28 protein-coding genes are annotated in these 26,286 nt (G+C 48.7%); 4 read left to right on the forward strand and 24 right to left on the reverse strand.

Features of this window, described 5'->3' with window-relative positions; all coding sequences use genetic code 11:
- The first annotated feature begins 24 nt into the window (after positions 1-24).
- Positions 25-453 (forward strand): putative ABC transporter permease, encoded by a 429-nt coding sequence (locus RF007C_RS03445; protein ID WP_051456498.1) that lies wholly within the window; start codon positions 25-27, stop codon positions 451-453.
- On the opposite strand, the gene RF007C_RS17960 is transcribed toward RF007C_RS03445, so the two are convergent.
- The 21 genes from RF007C_RS17960 to RF007C_RS16280 all read right to left on the reverse strand — a co-directional run bounded on the left by RF007C_RS17960 (position 454) and on the right by RF007C_RS16280 (position 19,833).
- Positions 454-660: a zinc-ribbon domain-containing protein gene (locus tag RF007C_RS17960; protein WP_242836265.1), complete on the reverse strand. Its 207-nt coding sequence runs from the start codon at positions 658-660 to the stop codon at positions 454-456.
- Positions 657-887: a hypothetical protein gene (locus RF007C_RS17965; RefSeq protein ID WP_242836266.1), complete on the reverse strand. Its 231-nt coding sequence runs from the start codon at positions 885-887 to the stop codon at positions 657-659. Before RF007C_RS17965 ends, RF007C_RS17960 begins: the two co-directional genes overlap by 4 nt.
- Positions 888-1,011: 124 nt before the next feature.
- Positions 1,012-1,446 (reverse strand): hypothetical protein, encoded by a 435-nt coding sequence (locus RF007C_RS03455; RefSeq protein ID WP_019679019.1) that lies wholly within the window; start codon positions 1,444-1,446, stop codon positions 1,012-1,014.
- 39 nt (positions 1,447-1,485) lie between these two features.
- Positions 1,486-1,710, reverse strand: a complete 225-nt coding sequence (locus RF007C_RS03460) for a hypothetical protein (RefSeq protein ID WP_019679018.1) — start codon at positions 1,708-1,710, stop codon at positions 1,486-1,488.
- 58 nt (positions 1,711-1,768) lie between these two features.
- Positions 1,769-3,076, reverse strand: a complete 1,308-nt coding sequence (locus RF007C_RS03465) for a phenylacetate--CoA ligase family protein (protein ID WP_037297265.1) — start codon at positions 3,074-3,076, stop codon at positions 1,769-1,771.
- Between the two features lie 107 nt (positions 3,077-3,183).
- On the reverse strand, positions 3,184-3,759 hold the full coding sequence (locus RF007C_RS03470; protein WP_019679016.1) for an indolepyruvate oxidoreductase subunit beta: 576 nt from the start codon (positions 3,757-3,759) through the stop codon (positions 3,184-3,186).
- Between the two features lie 27 nt (positions 3,760-3,786).
- The gene (locus RF007C_RS17685) at positions 3,787-4,875 is read right to left on the reverse strand and encodes a hypothetical protein (RefSeq protein ID WP_037297267.1); all 1,089 of its coding nucleotides are present in this window, start codon (positions 4,873-4,875) and stop codon (positions 3,787-3,789) included.
- Between the two features lie 17 nt (positions 4,876-4,892).
- Positions 4,893-5,288: a hypothetical protein gene (locus RF007C_RS03480; protein ID WP_051456499.1), complete on the reverse strand. Its 396-nt coding sequence runs from the start codon at positions 5,286-5,288 to the stop codon at positions 4,893-4,895.
- Positions 5,289-5,380: 92 nt separating this feature from the next.
- Positions 5,381-7,111, reverse strand: a complete 1,731-nt coding sequence (iorA, locus tag RF007C_RS03485; protein WP_037297271.1) for an indolepyruvate ferredoxin oxidoreductase subunit alpha — start codon at positions 7,109-7,111, stop codon at positions 5,381-5,383.
- A 69-nt stretch (positions 7,112-7,180) separates the two neighbouring features.
- Positions 7,181-8,020: a Cof-type HAD-IIB family hydrolase gene (locus RF007C_RS03490; RefSeq protein WP_037297275.1), complete on the reverse strand. Its 840-nt coding sequence runs from the start codon at positions 8,018-8,020 to the stop codon at positions 7,181-7,183.
- A 218-nt stretch (positions 8,021-8,238) separates the two neighbouring features.
- Complete coding sequence (locus tag RF007C_RS03495) at positions 8,239-8,667, reverse strand: Hsp20/alpha crystallin family protein (protein ID WP_173907571.1); 429 nt, start codon at positions 8,665-8,667, stop codon at positions 8,239-8,241.
- A 193-nt stretch (positions 8,668-8,860) separates the two neighbouring features.
- Positions 8,861-9,400, reverse strand: a complete 540-nt coding sequence (locus RF007C_RS03500; RefSeq protein WP_037297277.1) for a hypothetical protein — start codon at positions 9,398-9,400, stop codon at positions 8,861-8,863.
- Between the two features lie 142 nt (positions 9,401-9,542).
- A complete protein-coding gene (locus tag RF007C_RS03505; protein WP_037297279.1) occupies positions 9,543-11,327 on the reverse strand; it encodes a sensor domain-containing diguanylate cyclase in 1,785 nt (594 codons plus the stop codon).
- Between the two features lie 35 nt (positions 11,328-11,362).
- Complete coding sequence (gene ybaK / locus RF007C_RS03510; protein ID WP_037297282.1) at positions 11,363-11,839, reverse strand: Cys-tRNA(Pro) deacylase; 477 nt, start codon at positions 11,837-11,839, stop codon at positions 11,363-11,365.
- 35 nt (positions 11,840-11,874) lie between these two features.
- Entirely contained in the window at positions 11,875-12,438 is a 564-nt protein-coding gene (locus RF007C_RS03515; RefSeq protein WP_037297285.1) for a metalloprotease family protein, read from the reverse strand.
- A 149-nt stretch (positions 12,439-12,587) separates the two neighbouring features.
- Positions 12,588-13,211 (reverse strand): epoxyqueuosine reductase QueH, encoded by a 624-nt coding sequence (locus tag RF007C_RS03520; RefSeq protein ID WP_037297288.1) that lies wholly within the window; start codon positions 13,209-13,211, stop codon positions 12,588-12,590.
- A complete protein-coding gene (locus tag RF007C_RS03525) occupies positions 13,211-14,077 on the reverse strand; it encodes a PSP1 domain-containing protein (RefSeq protein WP_019679006.1) in 867 nt (288 codons plus the stop codon). Before RF007C_RS03525 ends, RF007C_RS03520 begins: the two co-directional genes overlap by 1 nt.
- A gap of 20 nt (positions 14,078-14,097) precedes the next feature.
- Positions 14,098-15,081, reverse strand: coding sequence for an ATP-binding protein (locus RF007C_RS03530; protein ID WP_037297291.1), 984 nt, complete (start codon positions 15,079-15,081; stop codon positions 14,098-14,100).
- A 2-nt stretch (positions 15,082-15,083) separates the two neighbouring features.
- Positions 15,084-16,001 carry a diacylglycerol/lipid kinase family protein gene (locus RF007C_RS03535; protein WP_037297294.1) on the reverse strand — a complete coding sequence of 306 codons (918 nt, stop codon included), beginning with the start codon at positions 15,999-16,001 and terminating at the stop codon, positions 15,084-15,086.
- A gap of 55 nt (positions 16,002-16,056) precedes the next feature.
- Entirely contained in the window at positions 16,057-17,619 is a 1,563-nt protein-coding gene (locus RF007C_RS17970; RefSeq protein WP_161634866.1) for a GDSL-type esterase/lipase family protein, read from the reverse strand.
- A 162-nt stretch (positions 17,620-17,781) separates the two neighbouring features.
- Positions 17,782-19,833 (reverse strand): cellulase family glycosylhydrolase, encoded by a 2,052-nt coding sequence (locus RF007C_RS16280; protein WP_051456500.1) that lies wholly within the window; start codon positions 19,831-19,833, stop codon positions 17,782-17,784.
- A 351-nt stretch (positions 19,834-20,184) separates the two neighbouring features.
- Here RF007C_RS16280 and RF007C_RS03555 point away from each other — a divergent pair, with 351 nt between their 5' ends.
- Both RF007C_RS03555 and cysK read left to right on the forward strand, forming a co-directional pair.
- The gene (locus RF007C_RS03555) at positions 20,185-21,078 is read left to right on the forward strand and encodes a hypothetical protein (RefSeq protein ID WP_019679002.1); all 894 of its coding nucleotides are present in this window, start codon (positions 20,185-20,187) and stop codon (positions 21,076-21,078) included.
- Positions 21,079-21,373: 295 nt separating this feature from the next.
- Complete coding sequence (gene cysK, locus RF007C_RS03560; RefSeq protein ID WP_019679001.1) at positions 21,374-22,300, forward strand: cysteine synthase A; 927 nt, start codon at positions 21,374-21,376, stop codon at positions 22,298-22,300.
- A gap of 68 nt (positions 22,301-22,368) precedes the next feature.
- Here cysK and RF007C_RS03565 read toward each other — a convergent pair whose 3' ends face one another.
- A complete protein-coding gene (locus tag RF007C_RS03565) occupies positions 22,369-22,803 on the reverse strand; it encodes an RrF2 family transcriptional regulator (protein ID WP_019679000.1) in 435 nt (144 codons plus the stop codon).
- A 262-nt stretch (positions 22,804-23,065) separates the two neighbouring features.
- Here RF007C_RS03565 and RF007C_RS03570 point away from each other — a divergent pair, with 262 nt between their 5' ends.
- Entirely contained in the window at positions 23,066-23,707 is a 642-nt protein-coding gene (locus RF007C_RS03570) for a DUF4352 domain-containing protein (protein ID WP_037297297.1), read from the forward strand.
- A gap of 59 nt (positions 23,708-23,766) precedes the next feature.
- Here the strand turns inward: RF007C_RS03570 and RF007C_RS03575 are convergent, their stop codons facing one another.
- Together RF007C_RS03575 and RF007C_RS03580 are read right to left on the reverse strand one after the other, a co-directional pair.
- Positions 23,767-24,531 (reverse strand): dockerin type I domain-containing protein, encoded by a 765-nt coding sequence (locus tag RF007C_RS03575; RefSeq protein ID WP_037297301.1) that lies wholly within the window; start codon positions 24,529-24,531, stop codon positions 23,767-23,769.
- 85 nt (positions 24,532-24,616) lie between these two features.
- Positions 24,617-26,242, reverse strand: a complete 1,626-nt coding sequence (locus RF007C_RS03580) for a polysaccharide biosynthesis C-terminal domain-containing protein (protein WP_275450836.1) — start codon at positions 26,240-26,242, stop codon at positions 24,617-24,619.
- Positions 26,243-26,286: the final 44 nt, after the last annotated feature.

Raw genomic sequence — 26,286 nt, forward strand, 5'->3', positions numbered from 1 at the left:
ATAATATGATCGGAGGTGCTTGCCATGAAGCTTTCACAGTTTATTTTTTCGTTTCTCATGGGCTATTTCTGTTACAGCCTCATCGAGATAGTAATGAGGGGCTATACCCACTGGACCATGTCACTTACGGGCGGTCTTGTGCTTGCCGTACTCTACGCAGTCAACCGGTGCCGGACCATGACGCTTATCAGAAGCTGCGCTGTAGGCACGCTTCTCATAACCGCCATAGAGTTTGCCGTAGGGGTATTCGATAATATGATTATGCACTGGAACGTATGGGATTACTCGGATATGCCGCTGAATCTTCTGGGTCAGATATGTATTCCCTTTTCCTGTTTCTGGTTCCTGCTGTGCATACCCGCAAGGCTGCTGTGCAGGCACATGGACAGGCGTCTCGGCCGCACAGTGAAGTATAAAAAGGCTGTTCCGATAGCCTCAGAACAGCCTTTATGATCAATAGTTCTTGTTGGGATCCGCGTCAAAGAAATTATTACTGCTTTCTGTATAATAATCGTTGGGTTCCAGTGACATAAAGTCTTCATCCTCAATGTCCGGAAGTCTTGCACCGCAGCGTCCGCAGAACTGGAAACGCTCGTTTACTTCTGCATCACATTTAGGACATATCTTATAGCCTCTGATACCGTTGAGCTCATATCTCATTTTCTTGATCCTTCTGCGTCTGGTATCGATATCATCACAAAGGACCTTAAGAGCCGCGGGATCCTCATCTGATTTTTATAATATTTCTTTCCGAGATCGGTAAAAATCTCTACGATTCTTTCCTCCTCATAAAGGATCTTCCTTTTGAGGTTATTAGCCTCGGAAATGCTTTTTGCTTTTTCTGATACACCCCTGCTCGCATCATTGAATTTATCGAGAATACCCATCTTTCATCACTCCTGTCGAATATTTTCTCGTTAAATATTACACTTCTATTATACAACACGCACTTGAAATATGTCAAGCGTTTTAAAAATATTTTTAAAAAATGGTTGTATTTTTGTGCAATACTCACATTTCAGCGATGTCATTTTCGGTAAGCTGAATAATTCCTCCGTCGTTGAGTGCCACAGAAGCATTTTCAATATCGTCCACTCTTATTACAAAAGAGACCGATCTGTCCGATTTACCGAGGAAGGTATAGAGATATTCAAGATTTACGTTCCTGTTTCCCAGTATATCCAGAACGCGGCTGAGCTGTCCGGGAGTATCGGGAATAGATATTGCGACTACCTCTGTTACTGTTACAGCATAGGACGCTGCCTTCAGTTTTTCTACTGCCTTATCGGTATCATTAACTATCATTCTTACGATGCCGAAATCACTTGTATCAGCCAGGCTGAGAGCGCGGACATTGATTTTGCATTCCTTTATCATCTTCATTACGCCTGCAAGCTGATTTGGTTTATTATCAACAAATACTGAGATCTGTCTTACATTTGACATACGATATTCCTCCTTTATGCCTGTGATACAGCTGCCCCATCAGCCCTTGGACTTCTCATTGTACATAACAAGTACGGAAAGCTCGTCGATGTACTCGTTTACATGAGTCTGGGCGTCGTGGCAGAGGCCCGAAGAGGTGCTGAACTTGATGTCGATGACATCTACCCCCGCAATGAACTGATTGAGTTCATTTTCAAAAGCAGCGAACCTCTGGTATTTCTCCTGTTCGGGCATATAATTTGTGGAAAATAATTTGATCTTCATAAATGTACCTCCTGTAAATATGTGTTTTATCCCCTAAAACCTATTTTGCAAAAGTACCTTAATCGTGAAGCTTGCGTCGATCGATGACTCTTACCGCCTTGCCCTCGCTTCTTGCGATGGACTTGGGCGATACAAGGTGTACCTTGGGATTGATGCCAAGCATATCCTTCATAGCGCCTGCAAGAGCTCTCTCCTCTTTCTGTACGTCCTTGACCTTGTCGGAGAACTTGTCGGGATTCATCTCGACGCTGATGTCAAGGGTATCAGTATTGTTTACACGGTCAACCTCGATGAGGTAGTTGGGAGAATAACCCTGCTCGATAAGAACAGTCTCGATCTGTGACGGGAATACATTTACTCCGCGGATAATCATCATATCATCGCTTCTGCCCATAGGCTTAGCCATCTTTATGAGAGTACGTCCGCATGAGCACTTCTTCCTGCTGAGCACGCAGAGATCACGTGTACGATAGCGAAGGAGGGGGAAAGCTTCCTTTGTGATGCTTGTGAATACCAACTCGCCTACCTCGCCCTCTGGAAGGACCTCTCCCGTATCGGGATCGATTATCTCGGGGATAAAGTTGTCCTCGTTGATATGCATACCGCTCTGCTCGGAACATTCAAAAGCAACGCCGGGGCCGCTTGATTCTGTAAGTCCGTAGATATCGAAAGCCTTTATACCCAGTGACTTTTCGATACTGCGGCGCATTTCCTCGGTCCAGGGCTCGGCTCCGAAGATACCTGCCTTGAGCTTGAGGTCATCGGGAGATAATCCCATATCGTGAATGGTCTCTCCGATGTATGCCGCATATGAAGGTGTACAGCAGAGTATGGTAGCTTCCAGATCCTGCATGAACTGGATCTGTCTCTCTGTATTTCCCGAGCTCATGGGGAGAGTGAGACAGCCTACCTTGTGAGATCCGCCGTGGAGTCCCATACCGCCAGTGAAAAGGCCGTAGCCGTATGCCACCTGCACCACGTCGTCTTCGGTACCGCCTGCGGCAGTGATAGCTCTTGCACAGCATTCGTCCCACATATCAACGTCGTTCTGGGTATAGAAAGCAACAACTCTCTTGCCGGTAGTACCGCTGGTGGAATGTATCCTTACACATTCGCTGAGTGGCTTTGCAAGCAGTCCGTAGGGATATGCCTCTCTCAGATCGGCCTTGCTGAGGAAAGGCAGCTTGTGCAGATCTTCGGTTCCCTTGATGTCCTCGGGTTTTACGCCTTTTTTGTCCATGAGATCACGGTAATACTTCACATTCTCATAAACGTGCTTTACCTGTGCCACAAGGCGCTCGTCCTGGAGCTTCTTCATTTTTGCCCGCGATGCACATTCAATCTCTTTGTTCCAATATTTTTCCATTGGACTTCTACTCCTTTTCAGATCCAAGAGCTTAGATCTCAGATCTCAAATTTGATATTTGATACTTATGTTATTATACTTAGTTCTAAGCTCTAAGATATCTGTTCTTATTCAGCGGCCTTTCCCAGCTCGAAAGCCTTCTTGTTGAGCTCAAGGAACTTTGGCGGTACGCACTGCTCAAGAGCCTTCTGCCAGAGCTCGTCGGGATAGTCCATACGTGAAGCGAGAACGCCCATGAGTACTACGTTTGAAGCCTTTGCGGTGCCTGCCTGCTCTGCCAGTGCCAGAGCGTCAACTGCTACCAGCTCAACGCCTGCTGCCCTGAGCTTCTCAACGAGGTTCTCGGGATACTTTGCAGCTCCTGTGATGACCGGCATAGGATCTATCTGCTGAGTGGAGGTTATGAGCTTGCCGCCCTTCTTGAGGTAAGGAAGACATCTTGCAGCCTCCAGAAGCTCGAAGGAGATAACAGCGTCAGCTTCGCCCTTTTCGATGACCGGTGAATATACCTTCTCGCCGTACTTTACGTAGGTAACAACAGAGCCGCCTCTCTGCGACATACCGTGTACCTCGCTGACCTTAACATCATAGCCCTGTGCGAGAAGCACATTTCCCAGAAGTCTTGAAGCGAGCAGCGAACCCTGTCCGCCTACTCCGACTATCATTATTGATCTTGTTTCCATTTTATATTACTCCTTAAAAGTTTATTGTCAGTTATTTCTGCCGAATTTCATAAATGTTCCGAAGGCACCGAGAGCCGCAAAAAGGTAATTCTCGCCAAGGGAAGCCAGAAATGCTCCCTTCATGCCAACGTCATCCATGATCTGTCCGAAATGATTCCAGCAGTTACCGAAGGAGATCTCGCCCGTGCTGCCCACAAGTCCCTTTATAAAGGAATCTGTGAAATCGCCGCTGTCTCCGCCGAGGATAGTATTCATCATTGATGCAGTTTCACGTATAGCGTCCTTCAGAGCGAAGGTCCACGAGATCTTTACGGAAAAGTAAACCGCTATGACCATTACCGCACCGCAGATTATCAGTCCCGTAGCAGTGCTGAGCCTGTTTTTTCCCGTTGCCACCTTGTAGCCGCAGAATATACAGAAAGCCATTGCCATTCCGCAGAGAGAAGCAATGATGCCGAATCTCGCCACCATTATCATCAGGAGCATACCCGGTATAGCACCGATAAGAGCTCCCGCCACTGCCTTTACCACAGCAATAAAGTCTGTATCCTTATTGGCAGGGTATCCGAAGGTCATGGAATCGGCGGAATTATAGGTCTTGTAGGGATCGTATCTGTAATCGCTGCTGCCGTAGCCCTGAGACGGCTGTCCGTAGCCGCTCTGCCCATTGCCGTAACCCTGAGGCTGCTGTCCGTAGCCGCTCTGCCCATTGCCGTAACCCTGAGGCTGCTGTCCGTAGCCGTTTTGTCCGCTGCCGTAGCTGCGTCCGACGTCCACATCCGCCCTCTGGCCATAATTCATGTGTCGGGGATCGTAATTGTAATCGTCGCTGCTGAATCCCAGATCATTGAGCTTCGGAGGCTCATTCTGCTGAGGCTGAGGCGCGTTCATCCTGTCAGGCACGCTGCTCACGTCAGGTGAGGCCTTCTGACCGCCAAGGTTCCCGAAGGCATTGTTCATCTGATCCAGAGCACTCTGAATATCGCCTGCTCCTCTGTCCGCAGCAGGCGCTGCATACGGATCATAAGTGCCTTCAACAGATGAAAGGGGATGTGTAACGGTACCCTCACCGTCAGATTCCGCTGCACCGCCGATGCCTGTCATAAGATCATCCATTCTGATCTCCCCCTGTTTTATTTTATAATAACAAGCTCTCCGTCAACGAAGCCTATAGCCACTCCTCTGCTGTCTTTGAGTATATTTGCGTACTTTCCGTTTCTGAGGTATTCCTCAGCCATTTCCCTGAACAGGTCCTGAGCGTGAGCCCAGCCTGTGTCATCTTCATCGGAAGTATCAACGGTAAATATGTCCTCACCGCTGCTCCATACCTCTTCGCAGGCCCAGTCACCTTCCTTGTCTTCGGGATCAAAGTCACCTGCCGCAACTATCTGTATGCCGTAGATATGATCCTCGTCGGACTCCTCATAGAGGTTGAAGCAGAACGCCTGAGTTTCCTCGGGCATATCATTATTTTCAAGCAGTCCGTCCAGCCAGTGAGCGAACTCCTCATATATATTTATCTGTAACATGATCTTTTCCTTTTCGGGACGTCGGGGACACCGTCCCCGACAGTTTTTTCACGGGCGGCGGAACGCCGCCCCTGCTTAGTTCTTAGCTCTGATTACTCTATAGCGCCGACCTTGCACTGCTCCTGACAAATGCCGCAGCCTACGCAGAGAGTGTGGTCAACTACTGCCTTGCCGTCGCGCATTGATATAGCGGGACAGCCCAGCTTCATACACATCTTGCAGCCTACACACTTGTCAGTATTTACCTTGAGAGGCGGATTGTGCTTAACGTACTTGAGAAGTGCGCAGGGACGGCGTGATATAATTACCGAAGCCTCGTCCGCAGCAAGCTCCTCCTTGATAGCAGCCTCTGTCTCGGCAAGCTTGTACGGATCGGTAACGCGGACTCGCTTGATGCCGATAGCCTTGCAAAGCTCTTCAAGGTTAACAGCCGCAGCAGGATCGCCCTTGAGGTTCTTGCCTGTGGTTGGGTTCTGCTGATGACCTGTCATGCCTGTGATAGAGTTATCGAGAATGATAACTGTTGAATTTGAATTATTGTAAGCGATATTCACAAGGCCTGTCATGCCGCTGTGCATGAATGTGGAATCGCCGATAACAGCAACGCTCTTGTGCTCGGACTCTGCGCCTCTTGCTTTGTTGAAGCCGTGGAGTCCCGAAATGGAAGCACCCATACATATGGTTGTATCAATAGCGTTGAGCGGAGCTGCTGCTCCGAGAGTATAGCATCCGATATCACCCGATACTGTTACGCCCAGCTTCTTAAGGCAGTAGAACAGTCCTCTGTGGGGACATCCTGCGCACATAACGGGAGGACGTACAGGGATATCATCTTCGAGAGCAACAAAGTCCTTCTTCTCGCCGAGAAGCTTCTCTGCAATGACGGACTGGGGAAGCTCGCCGATATAACCGAATATCTCCTTGCCCTTTACGTTGTTAACGCCGATGTTGCGGCAGTGCTCTTCGATGATGCCGTCAAGCTCCTCGATAACGTATACCTGCTGATACTTGGCAGCAAAGTCCTGAATGAGCTTTACAGGGAGAGGATTTACCATCCCCAGCTTCAGTACAGAAGCCTTGTCGCCCAGAGCTTCCTTTACGTACTGGTATGCAGCGCCGTTGGTGATAACGCCGAACTCAGCCTTGTCGGATATCTCAACTCTGTTGAGAGGAGTTGTCTCGGCATACTCTGTGAGCTTCTTTGTGCGCTCCTCAACGAATACGTGTCTGCCCTTTGCGTAAGCAGGCATCATAACGAACTTGCTGGGAGTCTTTTCATAGTCCTTGAGAGGAAGATCCTGACGATCCTGCATTTCAACTATGCTCTGTGAATGAGCAACTCTTGTGGACATTCTTACTATGAAGGGAGCGTCAAACTTCTCCGAAAGCTCGAAAGCAAGCTTGACGAACTCCTTACATTCCGTGGAATCCGAAGGCTCCAGCATGGGCACCTTTGAGGCGATTGCGTGATGGCGGCTGTCCTGCTCGTTCTGAGAGGAATGCATACCCTGATCGTCGGCAACTGCTATTACCATACCTGCATTTACGCCTGTGTATCCTGCTGTATAGAGAGGATCGGCTGCAACATTGAGACCAACGTGCTTCATTCCGCAGAAGCTTCTTGCGCCTGCGATGGAAGCTCCGAGAGCTGTCTCCATAGCCACCTTCTCGTTGGGAGCCCACTCTGCGTAGACCTCGTCGTACTTTGCAACTTCCTCTGTGATCTCGGTAGAGGGAGTTCCCGGATAGCTTGATACTACCCTGCATCCTGCCTCATATAAGCCTCTTGCGAAGGCTTCGTTTCCCAGCATTAATTTCTTCATTTTATGTATTTCCTTTCATGTTAAAAATTACCTGATATTAATTCATGATTCCTGATCCTGCATTATAGATCAAAATTCAGATTTGCTCTTTTTCAGTTCATCACGCAGCCACTGTGCCACACCGTCTTCATCGTTAGTGCCGATAACATGGTCTGCGGCAGCCTTTACCTCGTCCCTTGCGTTGCCAACAGCTATTTTTACATCAGCCTGTGCGAACATGGGCAGGTCGTTGAGATTGTCTCCGAAAGCCACCACCTCATCAAAACCGTACCTTTCACGGAGAAAACGTATCCCATTGGCCTTTGAAGCCTTTGCGGAAAAGACCTCCAGCAGCCATTTCCCCGTATACGTGTCCTCATAGAAGGCGCAGTCCACGCCGTCTGTGCTGTCCACAGTCTGTTTTACGGGCAGAAGCTTGTCGTGTTCCTCCAGAGATGTGAAGTACACCGTCATATCATCGGCAGCGTCCATAAAATCGCTGCACCGTATGAACGGCTTATGGTACTTGTATTTCCGCACCTCCGCAAAGCTGCGCATGACGCGGTTGGTTATCTCCGTATAGTAGCAGGTCAGTGCACCCTCGTTGAAGCGGTACATGAAGCACTCTGCGTCCGCCCTTCTGAAGGCCTCCGTGATCTGCCCCGAGGCGCTCACCGGTATGTACTGATTGGCGATATACCTGTCCGACCTGAGGTCATAGATGCTGACTCCGTTCATGAGTATGCACGGAACGCTTATCTGAAGTGCCGAGGTCATGGGCTTTGCCGAATAGACCGATCTTGCGGTGGCAAACGTGAAATCAACTCCCTGTGCCGCAAGACTGTTGAGTATATCCGCGGTTTTTGCCGATACTTCACCCTCAGAGCTGAGAAGTGTCCCGTCAAGGTCTGTTATATAGAGCCTTTTCAATTTTCGTCGGTCACCTCCGGAACAATACATAGATACTCATAATAGCATTATAACATATTTCGCAGAAAAAGTGAAGATTTAATTTTAACATATGATTTATTTTGTTTATTCCGACGGAATTGGAACAGCCTTAATGTTAATCCTGCATAATATTTCGCCGAAAGCAAAAAAAGCCCCGTCCTTGAAGGGCGGGGCGAGGGGGCGCGTCTATATGAATTTTACTTGATCTCGAGTCTTTTTGATACGGGCTCCTCGGGTTTCTTTTTAGGGAGCTCCAGTGTGAGGATGCCGTTTTTGTATTCGGCACTTATAGCTTCCGTATTGACATCAGAGATGTCGAAGCTCCTCCTGTACGAGCCGAAGGTACGCTCACGGCGGATATAATTGCCTTTATCGTCCTTCTCGTCGTTGTTTGTGCTGTGCTCGGCAGCGATAGTGAGCTGAGAACCGTTTATATCGAGTCTGATGTCCTCCTTTTCGAAGCCCGGAAGCTCCGATTCCATCACATACTTCTCTCCGTCGTCGCGGATATCGGTACGGCAAGAGTTTGTCGGCATACTGTCGCCGAAGTAATTCTTGTCAAAGTCATTGAATGCGTTCCACAGGTCAAAGCCTGTTCTTCCGAAGGGTGTAAGTCCATACATCATAAGTCATACCTCCAATTGATATTTTCATATTTATCCTATGCAGTTTTTCCTATAATATACACTTTCCATCGGTATCGCTTCCTTTCGTTTCATTGTCTATATGATACAGCCGCTTTTTGAAAGGAATATCAAGGTTCTGTGACAGTATAATGAAAATTAGCACTCTCGCATCGAGAGTGCTAATCCTCTGTTTTCATCCCTTCATATGAAGGTTTTCCCCTAACCATCCGTATATATCATTGATGTCCCTATTATACGAGTTCAGATCGGTCATGCACCTATTTTCGTGAAGCAGCACTTCCGTTAACTCTCCCTTATCATCATAGCAGATGCCGCTCCACCTTTTATACGGAGCGTCAACGGCAGGTAATTCCTCGGGCATTTCAAGCCCTTTGTCCTTTGCCGCGGAAGCCCTCAGCAGCTTCTGGTAAATTTTCTCCAGCCCGCCCTTATTGCAGATGCGCAGGAGTTTTATATCGCTGTCGATGTCTCCCGAAGAATATTTGTCGGCAAGCTCTGCAAAGCTCAGATAGCATAGTTCCTCTTTGAGCACAAGGTAATAATTTCCTTCGCTGTCGCAGAACCGCCGCTCAGCACTTCCTTGTCCATAAAGTGAATAAATGAAAATCACAGCAGGCAAACGACGATCTGAAGGCTTTTCTCCGCTGCCGCACCCCGTAAAGCAGCCGATAAGCAGTATCACAGCCGAAAAGGCAGCCAGTGTTCTTTCCATAATATCCCCCCCTGAAAAAAAGTGTTTCTACTATATAAGTGTCATGTAAGGGCTGTTTTGTTGCATTTTATTTTCAACTTTGTATGAGTGCACAATAATAAAGCGCTGATTTAGTGCACAATGCACCATCAGCGCTTTGAGTTCATATGTATGCCTGCTTCTTCAGAAGGGCTGTGATTATCCTGCCTATTACAGCATAATAGTTTATATCCGACACGGACCACTTATTGAAACGGCCTATATAGCAGAAGGAGATGACTCCCTTTATCATGCTGTCCTCGGTCATAAGGTACTGCACCGCTCCGCCTATATTCTGGGAGGTCAGCTGTGCAAAGGCATTATCATCCCGTCCCTCCAGCTCGTTAACATTGTCTATGACGAAGAGTCCGTCCCCGGAAAATCTGTTGGTATAGCCGTTTTCAAAGAGGTAGGAGGCGTTCTTCGAGGCCGCATTGCCGCAGCTGAGAAGAAGTCCCATATCTCCGCCTGCGAAAACGCATATATCATCTATCCCGAACTGAGAGCGCACCTGCTCCAGCAGCACGGAAATATCAGGTATCTTTCCCATTACGAGGTTTTCGGCAAGTCCGCTGACAAAGCTCAGCTTTTCCGAGGCTTTACCCTTGCTGCTAAGGAAAACTATCTTGTTCTCTATGTCCTTTTCCACGGGACCGTGCTTTTCGATGTCGTATATAACATACCTGTTCTTTCCCTTTTCGCGGGCGATGTACAGCGCCTTGTCGGCCTGCATGAAAAGCTCGTCATAGCTCCTGCTGTCCACGGGATACGTGGAAACGCCCATAGAGCAGGTCAGACGGAAATTCCGGAATCTGTCCGCAAAGGCAAACTCCGTATTGGTCCTTATGGCTCTGAGTATGCCGCGGAGATCCTCCTCGTCGCGGGTATCCTCCAGTATGATAAGAAAGCCGCTGCCGCTTATCCTTCCCGCAATACCGCGGCTGCCTATCTCTGCCTTGATTATGCGCGCCACGGTATATATCACCTCGTCGCCGAAGAGATGACCGTAGCTGTTGTTTATATCAGTAAAGTTGTCTATATCCAGCAGCACAAGATTCACAATGCTGCCCGAGCCCCTGGAAAGGAGCTCCTTTGCAAAGGCTGTGACCGCCCTCTTGCTGAGAAGTCCCGAGAGCTGATCCCTGTTCGCCTCAATGGCAAGGTTGATATCCTTGGTCTTGCTCCGTGAATTCACCACGGATATTATACCGCTGACCTTGCGCACCTCGGGAGCATAATAGCGTGTAATGCCGCGGAAAAGACACATCTCCCTGGTCTTGCCCCCTGTAAGCACCGAAGTCTCGAACTCATAGTCGAAGCGGTATACTCCGCTGCGGATATCCCTGCACAGAGAATTGAACATCTCGGTGTATCTGGTCATAACGCAGCCTGATTCTATGGTGTTTTTCCGCCATACCTCCAGTTCCTCGTCCACAAGCACTATCTCGCGGAAGCAGTCAAACATATAAATGCGTATGTGCTTTGTCTCAAAGCTGTACTCAAAGGCAAGGTCGGACATGAGGCTGAGCACATGGCGGTACTCGGAAAGCCTGTTTTCACGGGTATATGCCAGTGCTTCAAGGGAGAGAATGTGGCTGAAGGTCATACTGTAAAGAGGCTCTGCGCCCTCCGATATAAGGAGCCTGACAGATGCCAGTATCCAGTGGTATTCTCCGCTGACGCTCTTCATGCGTATCACTGTCCTGTGGAACTCTCCTGCCGCAGCCTTTTCCACACATTCCAGCATCCGCGGATAGTCCTCGTCGCAGATAGTCCTCCTTATGGAGTAGGTCACATCGTTGCCGAAGAATGTGAAAAAAGCTTCGTCGCCCCGCTGGGTGTGAAAACTCCTGTCCACCACCGCATGGCCGGCACTGTAAAGCTTTTCGCTGAGTATCTCTCTGCCCATACGCCTTCCTCCTTCCGCATCCCTGCCTTGCGCCGTCAGAGTATTATATCCTCAAATCTGCCGCGTATGGCCTTTACAAGCTCCTGCGGCGAAAGTCTTATCTGTGTGCCGATGCGTCCGCCGCTTATATAGAAAAGGGGCATGATCTCGGCAGTGTTGTGTATCACCGTCATAAACTGTTTCTTCATACCTATTGGAGTACAGCCGCCGCGGACATAGCCAGTTACAGCTGTAATATCCTTTACGTGGAGCAGCTCCACCGACTTCTCTCCTACACTCTTTGCTGCCTTTTTAAGGTCAAGCTCCAGAGCGACGGGCAGCAGAAAGCAGTAATAGCTGCCGCTCTTTCCGCGGGCTACCAGAGTCTTGAAGGTCTCCTCAAGAGGCTGTCCAAGCTTTTCGGCGGTGTGTATGCCGTCGATGAACTCATCACACTCGTAGGTCTGCACGGTGTACTCTATATTGCTTTTATCAAGAAAACGCATTGCGTTTGTTTTAAGTTCCTTGCCCATTGTTTTTCTCCCTTGAATACTTATTGTCTGCTTTTTCAGTCTTTGTACCAGTAATTGACCAGATCGTAAAGATATATCTTTCCACCTGACGGTACCTGTATCAGCGCATTCAGCGCAAAATAAACGTCACCTGTACAGGTAATTATGCTCAGAGCTCCGAAGATCGCAGGCGGAGACCAGTGAAAAATCAGACCGGCGCCCAGCGGCAGCGCTCCCAGCAGCAAAAACGGCAGCATCAACATAAAAAGATACCTCTTTTTGCTCATATGCTCGGGAGACATTGCAAAAAGCAGACCGCAGCCTACGTATATATAGGCTTCCTCTTTGAAGCATACAGCATGGATGTATTCATGGGGGATCATAAACACAAATGCAAGCATTGCAGCCACAACTCCCGCAATGCTGAGAAGCTCTTTCCCGAACACATTGAAAAGAAGTATCAGGAAGATATATCCCAGAATACAGGAAAAGATCGTCATAACTACGTTTATCATGACAAGACTGTCTATCTTCTTTATCCTGCGGGCTCCCGCTACCATTTCTCCCTTTGGCAGCGAACGCGGATCATTATTGTATTTCCCCATGAATTTTATTTTCATAGCGTATCACCTTTTTCCGAATAAAACTCAGGGCGGATCATATCCGCTACTATAATGTTCTAAATTTGTTTGTTAGTAAAATACGGGCTGCCAAAGGCAGCCCCTACAGTTCAATTATATGCGGGTGCACAGTGAGCACCCCTATATGGCTAACGGCTAACAGCTCTTTTGCTGTAGACACAGCCGCAGTAGTTCTGCCTGTACAGATTGTACTGCCTTGACAGCTCTATGGAATGTTTATATCCTTCATGCTTCTTGAAATCGGAAAAAAGATAGGGAACTCCCACTTCGTCCTGAAGTCTGCCGCCGCATTCGTTGATGAAGGTGCAGTCCTTGTGGGGACTTATGGTCAGGGTGGTGGTGAACAAATCACAGCCCAGCTCCTTTGCCTTATTTCCCGCCATTCTCAGGCGATACTCTATGCACTTTCTGCACCGCTCTCCCCTTTCGGGAAGGTCTTCAAGTCCCTTTGCCAGCTCATAGAAAGGCTGCGGATCGTACTCCTCCTCGACAACGGGTATAGCCAGCCCCATTTCCTTTACCAGCCTTTTAAGCTCGGCAAGGCGGAATGCGAACTCCTCCTCGGGAGCTATGTTGGGGTTGCAGAAATAAAGCGTTATGCGGAAATACCTGTCCAGCACCGTAAGAGTATGGCTGCTGCACGGTGCACAGCAGGCATGGAGCAGGAGCGACGGCCTTTCACCGTTTTTTTCAAGTTCCATGAGCTTCCTGTCCAGCAGCAGCCCGTAATTGACCTTAGTCTGCTGAGCCATTACTTGTCCTCAAGATTCTTCAGAGCCTTCAGCTCTTCGCGGTTTATCTTTATCTCGGCGTCCTTCAGGAGCTTTACCTCGCTCCTGTCAAGAGTTACGGGCACCTCTGATTTATCGGTCTTTACACGGAGCTTTCCTGTGATGAGGTTAACGTCCTCCACGCGGCCCTTGTCGCCCTCGGGAGTTACTACGATAGCGCCCATCTTGGGAGTGATCTTCAGCAGAGCCTCATAGGCGTTCTGCTCGTTCTTGAGGCAGCACATAAGTCTGCCGCAGGTACCCGAGATCTTTGTGGGATTAAGCGAAAGTCCCTGCTCCTTGGCCATTTTTATGGAAACGGGCTGGAAGTCGCCCATATAAGCCTTACAGCAGAACTCCCTGCCGCATATGCCGAGTCCGCCGAGTATCTTTGCCTCGTCGCGGACACCTATCTGGCGCAGCTCTATCCTTGTTCTGAACACGGCTGCAAGATCCTTTACCAGCTCGCGGAAGTCAACGCGGTTCTCTGCTATGAAGTAGAAGAGCAGCTTGTTGTTGTCAAAGGTACACTCAACGTCCACCAGCTTCATATCCAGCTTGCGGAAAGCAATCTTCTCCTCGCATATCTTGAAGGCGTCCTTTTCGCGCTGCTTGTTCTTTTCAACGATCTTCATATCATTCTCGTCCGCAAGCCTGATTATGGGCTTGAGGGGCGATGATACCGCCTCGTCGTCTATCTCGCGGTTGGCGATTACTACCTCGCCGCATTCAACTCCGCGTACTGTCTCGACTATGGCATGATCCCCCACCTGTGCTTTGATATCTCCCGGTGAGAAGTAGTATATTTTTCCTACGCTCTTGAAGCGTACTCCGACTATTTCCTTCATAAAAGCTCCTATCTTAAAGTCTATCCGACTATATCCATTATCTCGGCTCCCAGCGCCGTAAGCACCAGCGGTATGCCGACATTGCTCTCCACTGCTCCCCACGCCTTTTCTATGCAGCTATGGAGCTTCGCGGACTGATAAGCGGTCAGGCGCTGTGAAAGCTCCTGCGCCTTTGCCCGTGAACAGCCGATGGCGCCTGCATTGCTGTCCTTGGAAAGTACAGCGGTATCGCGGGCAAGCTTATCGAGCATCGAGAGCACCTGGCGGACGTCCTCTCTTTCCTTTCCGACAGAGAAAAGCTCCGCACTCAGTGCATATTCATCCTTATTTATTATACTATCAGCGATGGCTTTTGTCAAATCCACACGCTTTCTCAGCTCATCATCGGTGATATATGCTCTGCACATACCTATATTGCCATGGAAGCAGTCCACGGCAGCCCGTATATCCGCGCCGTCAAAGCCCTCCTCCGCAAGAGCCTCCTCAGCCTCTTCTTCCGTGCAGGGCGAGGTGGAGAAGCAGACGCAGCGGGATATTATAGTTGCAAGGAACTCCGACTTCGAGCCGCAAGTGAATATAAAATAAGCGTACTCGGGAGGTTCCTCTATGAGCTTCAGCAGGGCATTCTGTGTTCTTGCGTCCACATTATGGCAGTCCGCAAAGATATACACCTTACAGCCGCTGCTGTTATTGGGCTTGATATAGGCATCGGCTATGACATCCCTTGTGGTGGCAACGCTGTAATTCCCCAGCTTCCCCGTCTTTTCGGGGTATATGACGTCCGGGTGTATGTCCTTTTCAATGTTTTTGCAGGTGCTGCACACACCGCAGGGCATTCCCTCAAAGGGAGACTCACACATAAGCGCCTGGGTATAATACTTCGCCATGAGCTTCCTGCCGCTGCCCTTTTCACCGCTTATTATCAGCGAATGAGCTGTCCTGCCGCCTTCCGCCATGCCCGTAAGTGTGTCAAGGAGCTGTCTGTTTCCGTATATCTTCTTCATGCTCAGTCTTTCTCAAAGGGGAGCCTGCTCTTGCCGCGCACCATGAAAGGCATCGCCTTCTTATAGCAGCAGATACGGTTAACTATCTCCTCGCCGCCGTACTCGCCGTCCCTTGTCCATGAGAAGGGCTTATCCGACAGATTGGTTATGGTGACCTCATTTGTTCTGAAGAAAACGATATTCTTGTCAGTCATATCATTCTTCAGGAGAGCCAAAGCCGTTTTGCCCAGCTCTGCCGGATTCTTCGGCTTTCTTATGAGAGTCACCTCAAAGATGCCGTCATCCAGCAGGAAGTTCTTCATGGTTATCATGCCTGCCACGGAAGCGGTATTTGTGACCATACCGTATACAAAATCTCCCTCGATTGTCTTATCCTCGTATTCGATGCGCATGGGCTTGGCCTTTATGCTGCCGAGATGAGCTGCACCGCCTGCGATATAAGCTGCATGGCCGAATATATTCTTTACCTTCTGTGAAGTCTCATAGGTAATATTTGTAAAAGCTCCGAAGGCTGCAACATAGGAGAAGTAATTGCCGTTGAAGCCTCCCACGTCGCAGAGCACCGGCCTGCCGTGAGTTATTACCTTTGCTGCCTTGAACTGATCCGAGGGTATTCCAAGGCTCTTGGCAAAATCATTGGTAGAGCCTGCGGGCACATAGCCTATAGGTATCTTCTTTTCGCAGCCCATAGCCCCCTGTAAGCACTGACTGAGAGTACCGTCTCCGCCTGCCACTACAAGCAGGTCATAGCCGTTCTCATTGGCGTATACAGCCTGCTCCACGGCGTCCTCGCCGCTCTGGGTGGTATGAACTGTAACCTCATAGCCCTCTTTTACGAATTCATCTATTATCCTGCCCAGCTTTTTGCTGATAACTGCTTTTCCCGCAACAAGATTAACGACAAAATACAGCTTTTTCATACTATCACTCCTTATATGACTCAGCGGACAGTCTGAGCTGTCCGCTGTATATGTCTTACAATGTTTTTACGAAATCCTCAATGGACATCTTTGCGCCTGTGGTGGACTTTGAAAGGTATGCGTAATACGCAAGTATCTTAGAAGCGTCAACGGAATCTACCTTATCGTTCTTGTCAACGTCGGCTGCTTTGCGCTGATCGGCAGTGAAATCACCCTTGCCGTTCTTGCTGGATAATTTTGCATACTCTGCAAGAACTCCCGAAGCGTCAACTGCATCAACAAGTCCGTCGCTGTTTATGTCGCCGAGCTTTACCTTCTTCTCGGGCTGAGTGGTGGTCGAGGTGGTTGAAGTAGTTGAAGTAGTAGTGGTTGTTGTCTTCTTGGTGGTTGTTGTAGTTGAAGTTGTAGTAGTTGTGGTAGTGGTTGTGGTAGTTGTTGTCTTCTTGGTCGTTGTTGTAGTCGAAGTTGTGGTAGTTGTGGTTGTCTTGGGAGCCTCTCCTGCTACCTTCTTGTAGGTCTCAAGAGCGATCTGAGGATACTTTTCCTTGTCGGAGATACCATTGAAGGTCCTTGTGAGAAGTCCGTTGTTATCATAGTGGAGCTTGCCTATCTGATCGAGGACTGCTGTTGCAATGGCAACGTGTCCCTTCTGATTGGGATGAACATCGGCTGTGCTCAGCGAACCTGTCTGTACATCTATGAAGTAGGAAGCATTTCCGGGATTGCTTGTCTTGGGAGCAGTATCAAGAGATGTGAAAACGCTCTTTACGTCTACTACCTCTATGCCCTTTACCGTTCTGAGCTGCTTGTCGAACTCTGTCATCGTTGACTCGCACTTTGCTCTGAGAAGGCTGATAAGAGTTGCATAATCCGACTGGCTGCCATAAGCTGCATTCACATACTCGGGCGTGAGCTGAAGAGGCTGGTAGATATTCTGTACCAGTATCCTTGCATTTGGAGATACAACCTTTATCTCATCTGCTGCCTTCTGTATATTGGGAATAATGCTTTCTTCTATGTAGCCCTTCTTTGAATCGGTGGACAGGAAGTTGCCAAAGGCTGTTCCTATCTTGCCGTTGATCTCGGTCTTTGCGTTCCAGCCGCCGTTCTGCATATATTCCAGCATTCCGCCCTCGCCCTTTACGTTGAGGATGGCAGTAAGGTCGCTGAGTCCCGGCTTTGCGGGGATATCAGCAGCTGTATAGCCCTCATTGAGGAACTTCTGAGAGGTCTTTCCTGCTGCGTAATCAAGGAGATACTTTGCAAGATAATGTGATATATCATTTCCGCCTACGGAAATAACTACGACATCGGCGTCTGAAACTGTCTTTTTCTGTTCGGCTGTAAAGCCTTCGATGGTCTTGAGAACGTCCTCGGTATCGTAGCCCGATACTGCATAGTTAGCAACGCTGCAGCCGAGATAATCGCCGCAGATCTCACCGTAGTTATGTGCTACCTTGCCTGTGCGGAGATCGCCGGAAGCGATGCTGTCGCCCAGAAGCACAATTCCCTTGCCCGATGCGGCCGAAGCCTCCTTGCTGACACCTGCGGGCTGAGCTGCTGAAAGCACCGATACGCCCAGGACTGCCGAAAGGACAGCAGAAATAAACTTTTTCATAATCTTCCTCCTTCTGACTTGTGAACAGTCACTTGTAATATATAATATTTCGTTTGTTATGTCAAGCAGTAAATTATGTTCGTCAGTTATAGTATCAAATACTGCGATCTGCATGATGTATGTCCCTGCGGGATATTCCCGCAGAAGGGACATTCCCCATCATTATTTAACGCCTTCCATCATAGCCTTGAGCAGAGCATCGTTCCACTTGAGAGAGTTTCTGTCAAGCACTCCGAAGCTCGATTCGCCATGGGACTTTCCGTTATCCCATACAAAGCACTTTATGCCGTTGAGCTTTGCATTGCTCACATAGAACTGATAATATGCCGTTCTCTCCTGCTCGGAAGCATAGTTCACACAGCCGAACTCGTCAATGATGACGGGGGTTCCCTTGTCGATGAACTTACGCTTGAGCTCCTCGAACTTGGCTGTGACCTCTCCCTTGCCGCTTTCGGTAAAGGTGGTCTCGCTTCCCTCCGAGAATTTCCACGGAGCATAGTAATGCACGGAGAATATGATGTTCTTGTCCGACGGGAGCTGCATCTCGTTTATCGCAACGCTGTCGGCAGAGGCTGCATAGGATGTGACTATCAGCGATCTGAAGGCGTTGTTTCCGCCTGTTGAACGTACTGTATTCACGAAATCCTTGACGTAGCGGTTTATTACTCCGCGCTCCTCCTTGGTGCCTCCCATCCATTCCATGGAAGAACCTACTGTTCTGGGCTCGTTCATGCCCTCAAAGATAAGGCGGTCGCCGTAATCCCTGAAGCGTCCCGCGATCTGTTCCCAGATTGCCTTCAGACGGGCACTGTCGCCGTTGTATGAGCTCTCCTGAGGTTCAAACCAGATGTAATCATCGTGGTGCATATCGATTATTACGAACATACCCTCATTATAGGCGTAATCAACTACCTGCTGAACTCTGTCCAGCCAATCGCTCTGAATGGTTGTCTCGTCCATATGTTCGGCCCATGTTACAGGTATTCTTACGGCATTGAAGCCCGCGTTCTTTACAGTCTTTATGGTATCCGCAGTAACCTTCGGATTGCCCCAGCCTGTCTCGGTATCAAGTCCCGATTTTCCTGTATTGTAGGAATCCAGACTGTTTCCGAGGTTCCAGCCGATCTTTATGTCGGAGACGATCTCGGAAGCTGTACGGAAGCCGGCTGCGGCTGTTGCCTTTGTGGCCGCTTCGGTGGCAGCTTCTGTTGCAGCCTGTGTCGGAGGCGGTACATAGCCTATCCTCTGGCTGTACTTCACGGTTATATTATTGAGAGTTACGGAAGGCTGCTCGCTCCACCAGTAATGAAGAAGCAACTCGTTATCGTCAGCAATGTAGTTCTTGGCTTCATCGGGGACGAACCATGTGAGCTCAAGCTCTGAGCTGTCCGTCATCACTGCCGTATCAACGGATTTGTATTCGCCTGCCGACGAGCTCAGTCCAAAGGCTCCCGTATACTTTTTGAAGCCTCCCGAAGAGCTTATATTGAAGGTCACTACCTCGGGGACATTGCCCGCAGGGAGCATTTCCAGCGGTATATGCACGGCGTTGTCCTCGTCGGAATAGCTGACGCTCTTTCCCACGTCTTCCACATACATACCGTCCACGGGTATGTTCCTTGTTCTGTCAAAATTGCATATAACGTTCTCTATCCTGATCTTTTCGCAGTCGCCCCACCAATAACCGAAGAGCACCTCTCCGTTATTGCTGATGTAGTCAGTGAGCTCGGCGGGCACGTTCCATGTGATCTCGCCGTAGCCGCCCTGTGTGGGAGCTGTCATATCAGGTGACTGGTACCAGTAATCATTGGTCTTTGCAGGGCAATCGTCCGCTACGGATATTCCGAATCCGCCTTTGAATTCACCTATATTCCCTCCGTCACCGTATATTATGAACGTAAAGGATCTGATCTTATCTCCTTCCTCAATAAGGTCGGCAAGCGGGAATTTTATAGTATTGCTCCCTGTAGCTCTTCCAATTGTCCTGTTAACGGTAAGCTGGGTGCCAAGAGTCGCCGAAACGGTCTCAACTGGGCTTATATGCTCGGTCGCCATCTCTTTAGTTTCCTCCTCGGTTTTGGCGGTAGTTGCGCTCTGTGTCTTGGCATCTGTTTCTTTCTCCGACACTGTTGCTGAGCCGCCTTTCTTTGCGCATGATACACCTGTGAGCAGCATTGCCGCGGCTGTTAACAGCGCCATCGCATTTTTATTCATTTTTTATTTCCTTTCCTCATTGATGGTCCGAAGATCAAATAAATTATTTCAGAACACTATTTATAATTATATCACTTCTCGCCTTTTATTGCAATACATGATTTTTACTAATATGCACCCTGCCCTATGTATATTATTTATAATATAACTATAACAGTTTTTCTCTCCGAAAATGACAGAACTGTGAAATAAAATGGTGAAACTGTGTGCCTTTTCCAAAGAAATGATTACAATTTTCTCTTCTGCTTGACAAAACATTTCTCCTTGTGTATAATTAATATAAGTTGAGCGAAGAGCACTGCTTCGCATTGTAAAACATGATAATCCTATATGATGAAAGGACGCAAAACTATGAATAACTTTACAAAAAAGGCCATTGCTCTGGCTTCTGTAATATGTGTTGCATTCACATCTGCTGTTTCTTGTCTCGATAAGAAAGACAAGGGAACCACTACCGACGGCAACAGTACTACCGACAGCGCAGATCCCAAGGCCACAAACGCTGATAAGGCAACCAATGCCAACGGTGAAGATACTCCCACTATCGACAATATCTCAAACAATGAGGGCAACGTTGTCATCACTCCTTTCCAGTTCGGTACTCCTGCCGACATCGGAATCACACCTCCCGATGCTGACATTGATCTGAACGCTGACGATCCCACCACCAAGAAGGAGCCTGCTACAGAGGTCGTAGAGGTTACCGAGGCAAACGGTGAGAAGGCTACCGACGAAAACGGAAAGACCGTTACTCAGATAGTTACAAAGCCCGTTGATCCGGCTTCCGATTACAAGAGCAAGATGGACGCAAGATACTGCTTCTGGATAGATATCTCAAAGGATTCAGACTATATCTTCAACGATCAGTTCATCAAAGTAACATTCAAGCTCAAGGACAATATCCCCGAGAAGGAGTACGCAGTACGCTTCAATCCCGATCTTTCAAGCATTGCAGGCAGAACTGTTACTCCCGATAAGATCGTTCAGGGCTGCATCAAGGTAGGCGGCTCCGTAAATGCTCAGGACGTTTCTTCCGAGAGCGGTTTCGTAGCATACGGCGACAATGTTTCCGCCAAGGCCGGCGATACAGTTGATTACTACATCAACCTCAAGAACAACCCCGGTCTCGCAGGAATGCTCGTATGGATCTACTACGATTCAAACGCTATGGATGTTGAGGAGATCGAGCCTACAGGACAGTTTGCCGAGATCGCCAAGAAAACACAGACAGGTTCTAAAAACTGAATAATTAATAATAAGGTGTCATCCTGCGATGGCACCTTTTTTATGTATATCCCGCATAAACAGGCAGATTTTCGCAATGCGGAGCGGAACTGCGAAAAAATTTCAAAAAATGCTTGACAAATGTAAACACAGCTGTTATAATATAATCATACCAAACATATAGGTGATATAGTAGAATGTGAGGCATATCTATGTACAACTCGGTAAATAAGCGATGTTGCAGTTTTTTGCAGCATATATAATTATCATTACGAAAAATATTTTATCTCAATAAAAACGTAAAGGAGATCATATTATGGCAGTTTATAAGAAAATCACAGACCTTATCGGAAATACCCCTCTTCTTGAACTCTCAAACCTGGAAGAAAAGCTGGAGCTCAACGCAAAAGTTCTCGCAAAGCTGGAATACTTCAACCCCGCAGGCAGCGTCAAGGACAGAGTAGCCAAGGCTATGATAGACGACGCCGAGGCTAAGGGAATACTGAAAAAGGGCAGCGTTATCATAGAGCCTACCAGTGGAAATACAGGCATCGGCCTCGCTTCCGTCGCAGCAGCAAGAGGTTATCGCCTTATCATCACAATGCCCGAGACCATGAGCATCGAGCGCCGCAACCTTATGAAGGCATACGGTGCAGAGCTTGTACTCACAGAGGGCTCAAAGGGCATGAAGGGCGCTATTGCCAAGGCTGAGGAGCTGGCTCACGAGATAGCAGGCAGCTTCATCCCATCACAGTTCACCAATCCCGCAAACCCCGCTATACACGAAAAGACCACAGGCGTTGAGATATGGAACGATACAGACGGAAAGGTAGATATTTTCGTTGCGGGCGTAGGTACAGGCGGTACTGTCAGCGGTACCGGTGCTTACCTCAAATCACAGAATCCCAATGTAAAGATAGTTGCAGTTGAGCCCAAGAGCTCACCTGTACTCTCCGAGGGCACAGCAGGTCCTCATAAGATTCAGGGTATAGGAGCCGGCTTCGTACCCGATACTCTCAATACCAATATCTATGACGAGATAATCACAGTCTCAAATGAGGACGCCTTTGAAACAGGCAAGGCCATCGTAAGAAACGAGGGCGTACTTGTGGGTATATCCTCAGGTGCTTCCGTATGGGCCGCTATACAGCTTGCAAAGCGTCCCGAGAACAAGGGCAAGACTATCGTAGCACTTCTCCCCGATACAGGCGAGCGCTACCTCTCTACCCCCATGTTTGAGTAAACCTCATTATATGCCATATACAACAACACAGCCTCTGCCGCAAAGCAGAGGCTGTGTCCGTTTCATTTTCAGATACAATAATCGCCGCCGTCACTGATGTTCTTGTCTATGATGTCCTGAAGTGAAATACTGTCAAGATAATCGGTCATGGTCCTGAACAGTCCCTCCCAGACAAAAAGAGTAGAGCAGTCTTTCATTCTCGGACATTCATTCGGCTCAAACTCGAGACAGGTCACAGGTGCAAGACTTCCCTCGGTAGCTCTCAGTACATCGCCCACCGTTACCTCGTCTGCCCTTCCGGCAAGCATATAGCCGCCCTTGTTTCCTCTGTTGGTCCTTAAAAGACCTGTTTTGTTCAGCAGAGGAACTATCTGCTCAAGATATTTCTTTGAGATATTCTGACGCTCTGCAATATCCTTAAGGGATACATAGCCTTCCTCATGGTGTATTGCAAGATCGTAAAGCATTCTCAGTGCGTATCTGCCTTTAGTGGATATTTTCATCCGTTCACGTCCTTCCTTTCAGAGGCATAGTATCATTATACCATAGGTTTAGTATGTTTTGCAAGCCTTTTTTTCAAACCAATAAACCGAAAAGATAAAAAACGCGATCATAAGTGATAATTAATGTCCCGCAAAAATTCTTTTCCATTTCAGAACTGCGGGCAGTGTCCGTTTTTCCTTGACATTTTATGTTCAGTTGTGCTATACTATTATTGCTTTAAATAAATACCTGCCGCAAGGCATAAAATTCGGAGGATACAAAATGAAAACTTCAAAGCTTTCCGCACTCCTGCTCACAGCCGTGCTTACCGCATCTGTTTCGGCAGGATGCCTCGATAAAAAGACAAGCGTCTCTGTAGACGAGCCTGTTATATCCACAAACGCTACAAACGGAGAAGCTCTTACTCCCCGTACAGACAACACTTCACACGGAGATATAGGACAGAACAAGATCGACGGTGAATTTGACAAGGAGATCAAGGAAAACGATATGGGCTTCACCCTTCATTCAGTGATCGTTCCCGAGATACGCGAGGGCGGACAGAAATTCGTATACCTCGACATTACCCTCAGAAACTACACTGACGCCGCTTACAACATAAGCACTCTCAATAACTTCTATATCATACTGCCCGACGGTCAGGAGGTATATTCCGATGTCCGTACACAGCTCTATGCACAGAGCAATTTCAGTGCAGACAAATACTTCCTCGATCCTTTTGACATTCCTTCAAACGGTCAGTTCAGCGGAACCATCGGCGGCTTCACCATCGGCGAGGACGTGAACGAGTTCACACTGGGCTTCTATCCCACAGGCAGCGACTCCCATGCAAAGGAGACAGTTGTGCTTTACAAGATCACTGCCGACGATCTGAAGGCTCCCGATTCTGCACTTCTCAAGTAATAATACAAAAGTTAAGCCCGAAAGCGGTATATATGCCGCCTTCGGGCTCGTTTTTACTGTCAGCCGCTATAATCCGTGGAGCTGTTCACATACTCCGCAAGTATCATGGAAGCATCTGCGGAATCTATCTTATTGTCCCTGTTCATATCGGCAAGGCTGATCTCAGTTGAACTGAAAGCTCTGCCCTGAGTTGACGCCTCGACATACATGGCAAGCACCTGCGAAGCATCGGCAGCGTCCACAAAATGATCCTGATTGATGTCTCCTGTTTTGAAATTATCAACGCAGACATGATAAAGATCTATATATCCTTCTTTTGCCTCTTTGAAGACACTATTCTCCCCCAGAGGAGTCAGGCGGATATAATACCGTCCTGCTTCAGGCTCAGAAGGAAGCTTTACAGCGATACTGAATATGGTACCGTTTTTTCCCTTCATTTCTCCGCCTGCCTTGAATCTCAGCTTATTGGCGGATATGAGTCGGCTTTCGCAACTCATAATGCGCAATGCTCTTCCCAATGTGCAGTATTCCCCGTCTTCATCAGCTGAAAATTCCAGTCTGGGATCTATCTCGATCTCCAGCTCCACATCGGAATACTGCCCTTCTGCATTCATTGCGCTGATATCAAGGTCAATTATGTCGAATTGTCCGTTATACACCAGTGAAAGCATGGGAACGATAAGCACAGGGGCACTTGTTTCGGAAACAGAGGAAGGAGATACGCTGTCCTTATCCTCCGCTGCACAGACCTGTGTCAAAGGCGCCAGAGCAAGCATTGCTGCGGTCAGTGAAAGTGATATGATCTTTTTGAATCGCTTTATCATAATTTATGTCACGTCCTTTTCTGAAAATATTATACTGCTATTATAGCACCTCCGGCAGAAAAAAGCAAACACGATCTGCATTCTTTCAGCTCCTGTCGGCCTTACGGCGAAGCTTTTTTAAAAGTCTCCATACAAGCAGGACATATACCGTTCCTCCTGCCGCAGCCGAAATGAACAGTACAGCCGCAGATGACGCTCCCTGTCTGTATGCGGCAGAAGACGCAAGAATGGCAGCTCCTCCGCACATGGCGCCTGCGTATATCACCTTTGCAAACGGTGCTGCGTCTATGCGTACTCCCGAGACTCTTCTGTAAGCCGCTGCAGCGGCAGCAAATATGAGCACATAGCACAAGGAAGTGGAAAGTGCAGCTCCGTTTATGCCCATAAACGGTATTAGCAGAAGATTTCCGCAAAGCTTCACGGCAGAGCCGGCAAGCATTATCTTCAGCGGAACGGAAGGTCTCCCCACCGCCTGAAGCATACTGAAAAGAGGATATGACGCGCACAGACATACCATCCCCGTCATCAGCCATCTCAGCGCCCCCGTACACAGCTCCGCCTCGTCGGACTGCCGCGGATACAGCATAGCCAGCAGCTCGGGAGCAAACAGTCCCAGTCCCACAGCCGCAGGCACCGCTATGACAGCCGATGTGAGCAGAGCCTGGGAGCTGCTGCGTTCAAGCTCCCTGCGGTCGCCGTTTTCATAGGCGGCAGTTATGCAGGTAAGAGCGCCCTTTCCAAGCATATTCGTGACCGATGGCACCAGATTGAACACCGTAAGGGCTATGCCCGCAAAGGAACCGTACACAAAGCCCGGAAGCTCACTTCGGGATACACCGCTGATGCTCACGAAAGAGCCTGCGCTGCGTGATATGCACCATATAACGGTCCACATATCTATCAGGGAGGTGAGATTGGTGGCTACCGCTCCCGCCCCTACAGGCAGAGCCGTAGTCGTCAGTTCCTTTGCAATGCTCCTGCGGCTCATAAGATGCTTCTCCCCGTGGGACGGGCACCTGAAAAACACGCCTGTCACAAGCAGGAATAAGGCTGCCCCCGCCATGGAAAGAGTCACTCCCGTAATACCCGCCGCCGCAGCTGCTCCCCTTACCTCGGTAACACACGGAAAGATACGGAATACTATATGCGGAGAAGCTGTGACATAGGCGCACAGGAACAGTCCCGCAAATGCCTTGACAACTCCCTCGGCAGCCTGTGAAAAGGCGGTGGGGTACATATTGCTCATGCCCTCGTAATAGCCGCGCTCAGCTGCGGTTATACAGCCGAAAAGCACCGCAGGAGCTATCATCGCCACAGCAGCGGAAGCCTCACAGCTTCCCATAACATAGTAGCTGAAGGGCTTCGCAAGCAGGTATATAAGAAGACTGCCTGCCAGTCCTGCCCCGGAAAAAAGCAGCAGCGCCGTCCGTCTTATCCTGCGGATATTCCCGTACATACCGAGAGCCGCACTCTGAGCTGTCATACGCGCCACAGCGGAGCTCAGTCCCGTCGCCGTAAGAGAATACACAGGCATGAAAAGACTGTATGCACAGCTGAAATAGCTCATGCCCACTCCGCCCAGGATATTTGTCAGCGGTATCTTGAACACCGCACCCAGCAGCTTTGACGCCGCTGCCGAGACCATAAGTATTATGGAACCCTTTATGAAAGTCTGCTTTTTCAGTCCCGACCGCCTCCGTTTATCTGACAAAGTGTATGGAAAAATAAGTTTTTCACAAAAATATATGTTGCAGA

The organism is Ruminococcus flavefaciens 007c, from assembly GCF_000571935.1.
Taxonomy (GTDB): domain Bacteria; phylum Bacillota; class Clostridia; order Oscillospirales; family Ruminococcaceae; genus Ruminococcus; species Ruminococcus flavefaciens_F.

Bases quoted from the DNA above. Each gene is read 5' to 3' on its own strand.
- RF007C_RS03445 (WP_051456498.1), top strand. From the start codon at position 25: ATGAAGCTTTCACAGTTTATTTTTTCGTTTCTCATGGGCTATTTCTGT.
- RF007C_RS17960 (WP_242836265.1), bottom strand. From the start codon at position 660: ATGAGATATGAGCTCAACGGTATCAGAGGCTATAAGATATGTCCTAAA.
- RF007C_RS17965 (WP_242836266.1), bottom strand. From the start codon at position 887: ATGGGTATTCTCGATAAATTCAATGATGCGAGCAGGGGTGTATCAGAA.
- RF007C_RS03455 (WP_019679019.1), bottom strand. From the start codon at position 1,446: ATGTCAAATGTAAGACAGATCTCAGTATTTGTTGATAATAAACCAAAT.
- RF007C_RS03460 (WP_019679018.1), bottom strand. From the start codon at position 1,710: ATGAAGATCAAATTATTTTCCACAAATTATATGCCCGAACAGGAGAAA.
- RF007C_RS03465 (WP_037297265.1), bottom strand. From the start codon at position 3,076: ATGGAAAAATATTGGAACAAAGAGATTGAATGTGCATCGCGGGCAAAA.
- RF007C_RS03470 (WP_019679016.1), bottom strand. From the start codon at position 3,759: ATGGAAACAAGATCAATAATGATAGTCGGAGTAGGCGGACAGGGTTCG.
- RF007C_RS17685 (WP_037297267.1), bottom strand. From the start codon at position 4,875: ATGGATGATCTTATGACAGGCATCGGCGGTGCAGCGGAATCTGACGGT.
- RF007C_RS03480 (WP_051456499.1), bottom strand. From the start codon at position 5,288: ATGTTACAGATAAATATATATGAGGAGTTCGCTCACTGGCTGGACGGA.
- iorA (WP_037297271.1), bottom strand. From the start codon at position 7,111: ATGAAGAAATTAATGCTGGGAAACGAAGCCTTCGCAAGAGGCTTATAT.
- RF007C_RS03495 (WP_173907571.1), bottom strand. From the start codon at position 8,667: ATGATGTATGGACTTACACCCTTCGGAAGAACAGGCTTTGACCTGTGG.
- RF007C_RS03500 (WP_037297277.1), bottom strand. From the start codon at position 9,400: ATGGAAAGAACACTGGCTGCCTTTTCGGCTGTGATACTGCTTATCGGC.
- RF007C_RS03505 (WP_037297279.1), bottom strand. From the start codon at position 11,327: ATGGGCAGAGAGATACTCAGCGAAAAGCTTTACAGTGCCGGCCATGCG.
- ybaK (WP_037297282.1), bottom strand. From the start codon at position 11,839: ATGGGCAAGGAACTTAAAACAAACGCAATGCGTTTTCTTGATAAAAGC.
- RF007C_RS03515 (WP_037297285.1), bottom strand. From the start codon at position 12,438: ATGAAAATAAAATTCATGGGGAAATACAATAATGATCCGCGTTCGCTG.
- RF007C_RS03520 (WP_037297288.1), bottom strand. From the start codon at position 13,211: ATGGCTCAGCAGACTAAGGTCAATTACGGGCTGCTGCTGGACAGGAAG.
- RF007C_RS03525 (WP_019679006.1), bottom strand. From the start codon at position 14,077: ATGAAGGAAATAGTCGGAGTACGCTTCAAGAGCGTAGGAAAAATATAC.
- RF007C_RS03530 (WP_037297291.1), bottom strand. From the start codon at position 15,081: ATGAAGAAGATATACGGAAACAGACAGCTCCTTGACACACTTACGGGC.
- RF007C_RS03535 (WP_037297294.1), bottom strand. From the start codon at position 16,001: ATGAAAAAGCTGTATTTTGTCGTTAATCTTGTTGCGGGAAAAGCAGTT.
- RF007C_RS17970 (WP_161634866.1), bottom strand. From the start codon at position 17,619: ATGAAAAAGTTTATTTCTGCTGTCCTTTCGGCAGTCCTGGGCGTATCG.
- RF007C_RS16280 (WP_051456500.1), bottom strand. From the start codon at position 19,833: ATGAATAAAAATGCGATGGCGCTGTTAACAGCCGCGGCAATGCTGCTC.
- RF007C_RS03555 (WP_019679002.1), top strand. From the start codon at position 20,185: ATGAATAACTTTACAAAAAAGGCCATTGCTCTGGCTTCTGTAATATGT.
- cysK (WP_019679001.1), top strand. From the start codon at position 21,374: ATGGCAGTTTATAAGAAAATCACAGACCTTATCGGAAATACCCCTCTT.
- RF007C_RS03565 (WP_019679000.1), bottom strand. From the start codon at position 22,803: ATGAAAATATCCACTAAAGGCAGATACGCACTGAGAATGCTTTACGAT.
- RF007C_RS03570 (WP_037297297.1), top strand. From the start codon at position 23,066: ATGAAAACTTCAAAGCTTTCCGCACTCCTGCTCACAGCCGTGCTTACC.
- RF007C_RS03575 (WP_037297301.1), bottom strand. From the start codon at position 24,531: ATGATAAAGCGATTCAAAAAGATCATATCACTTTCACTGACCGCAGCA.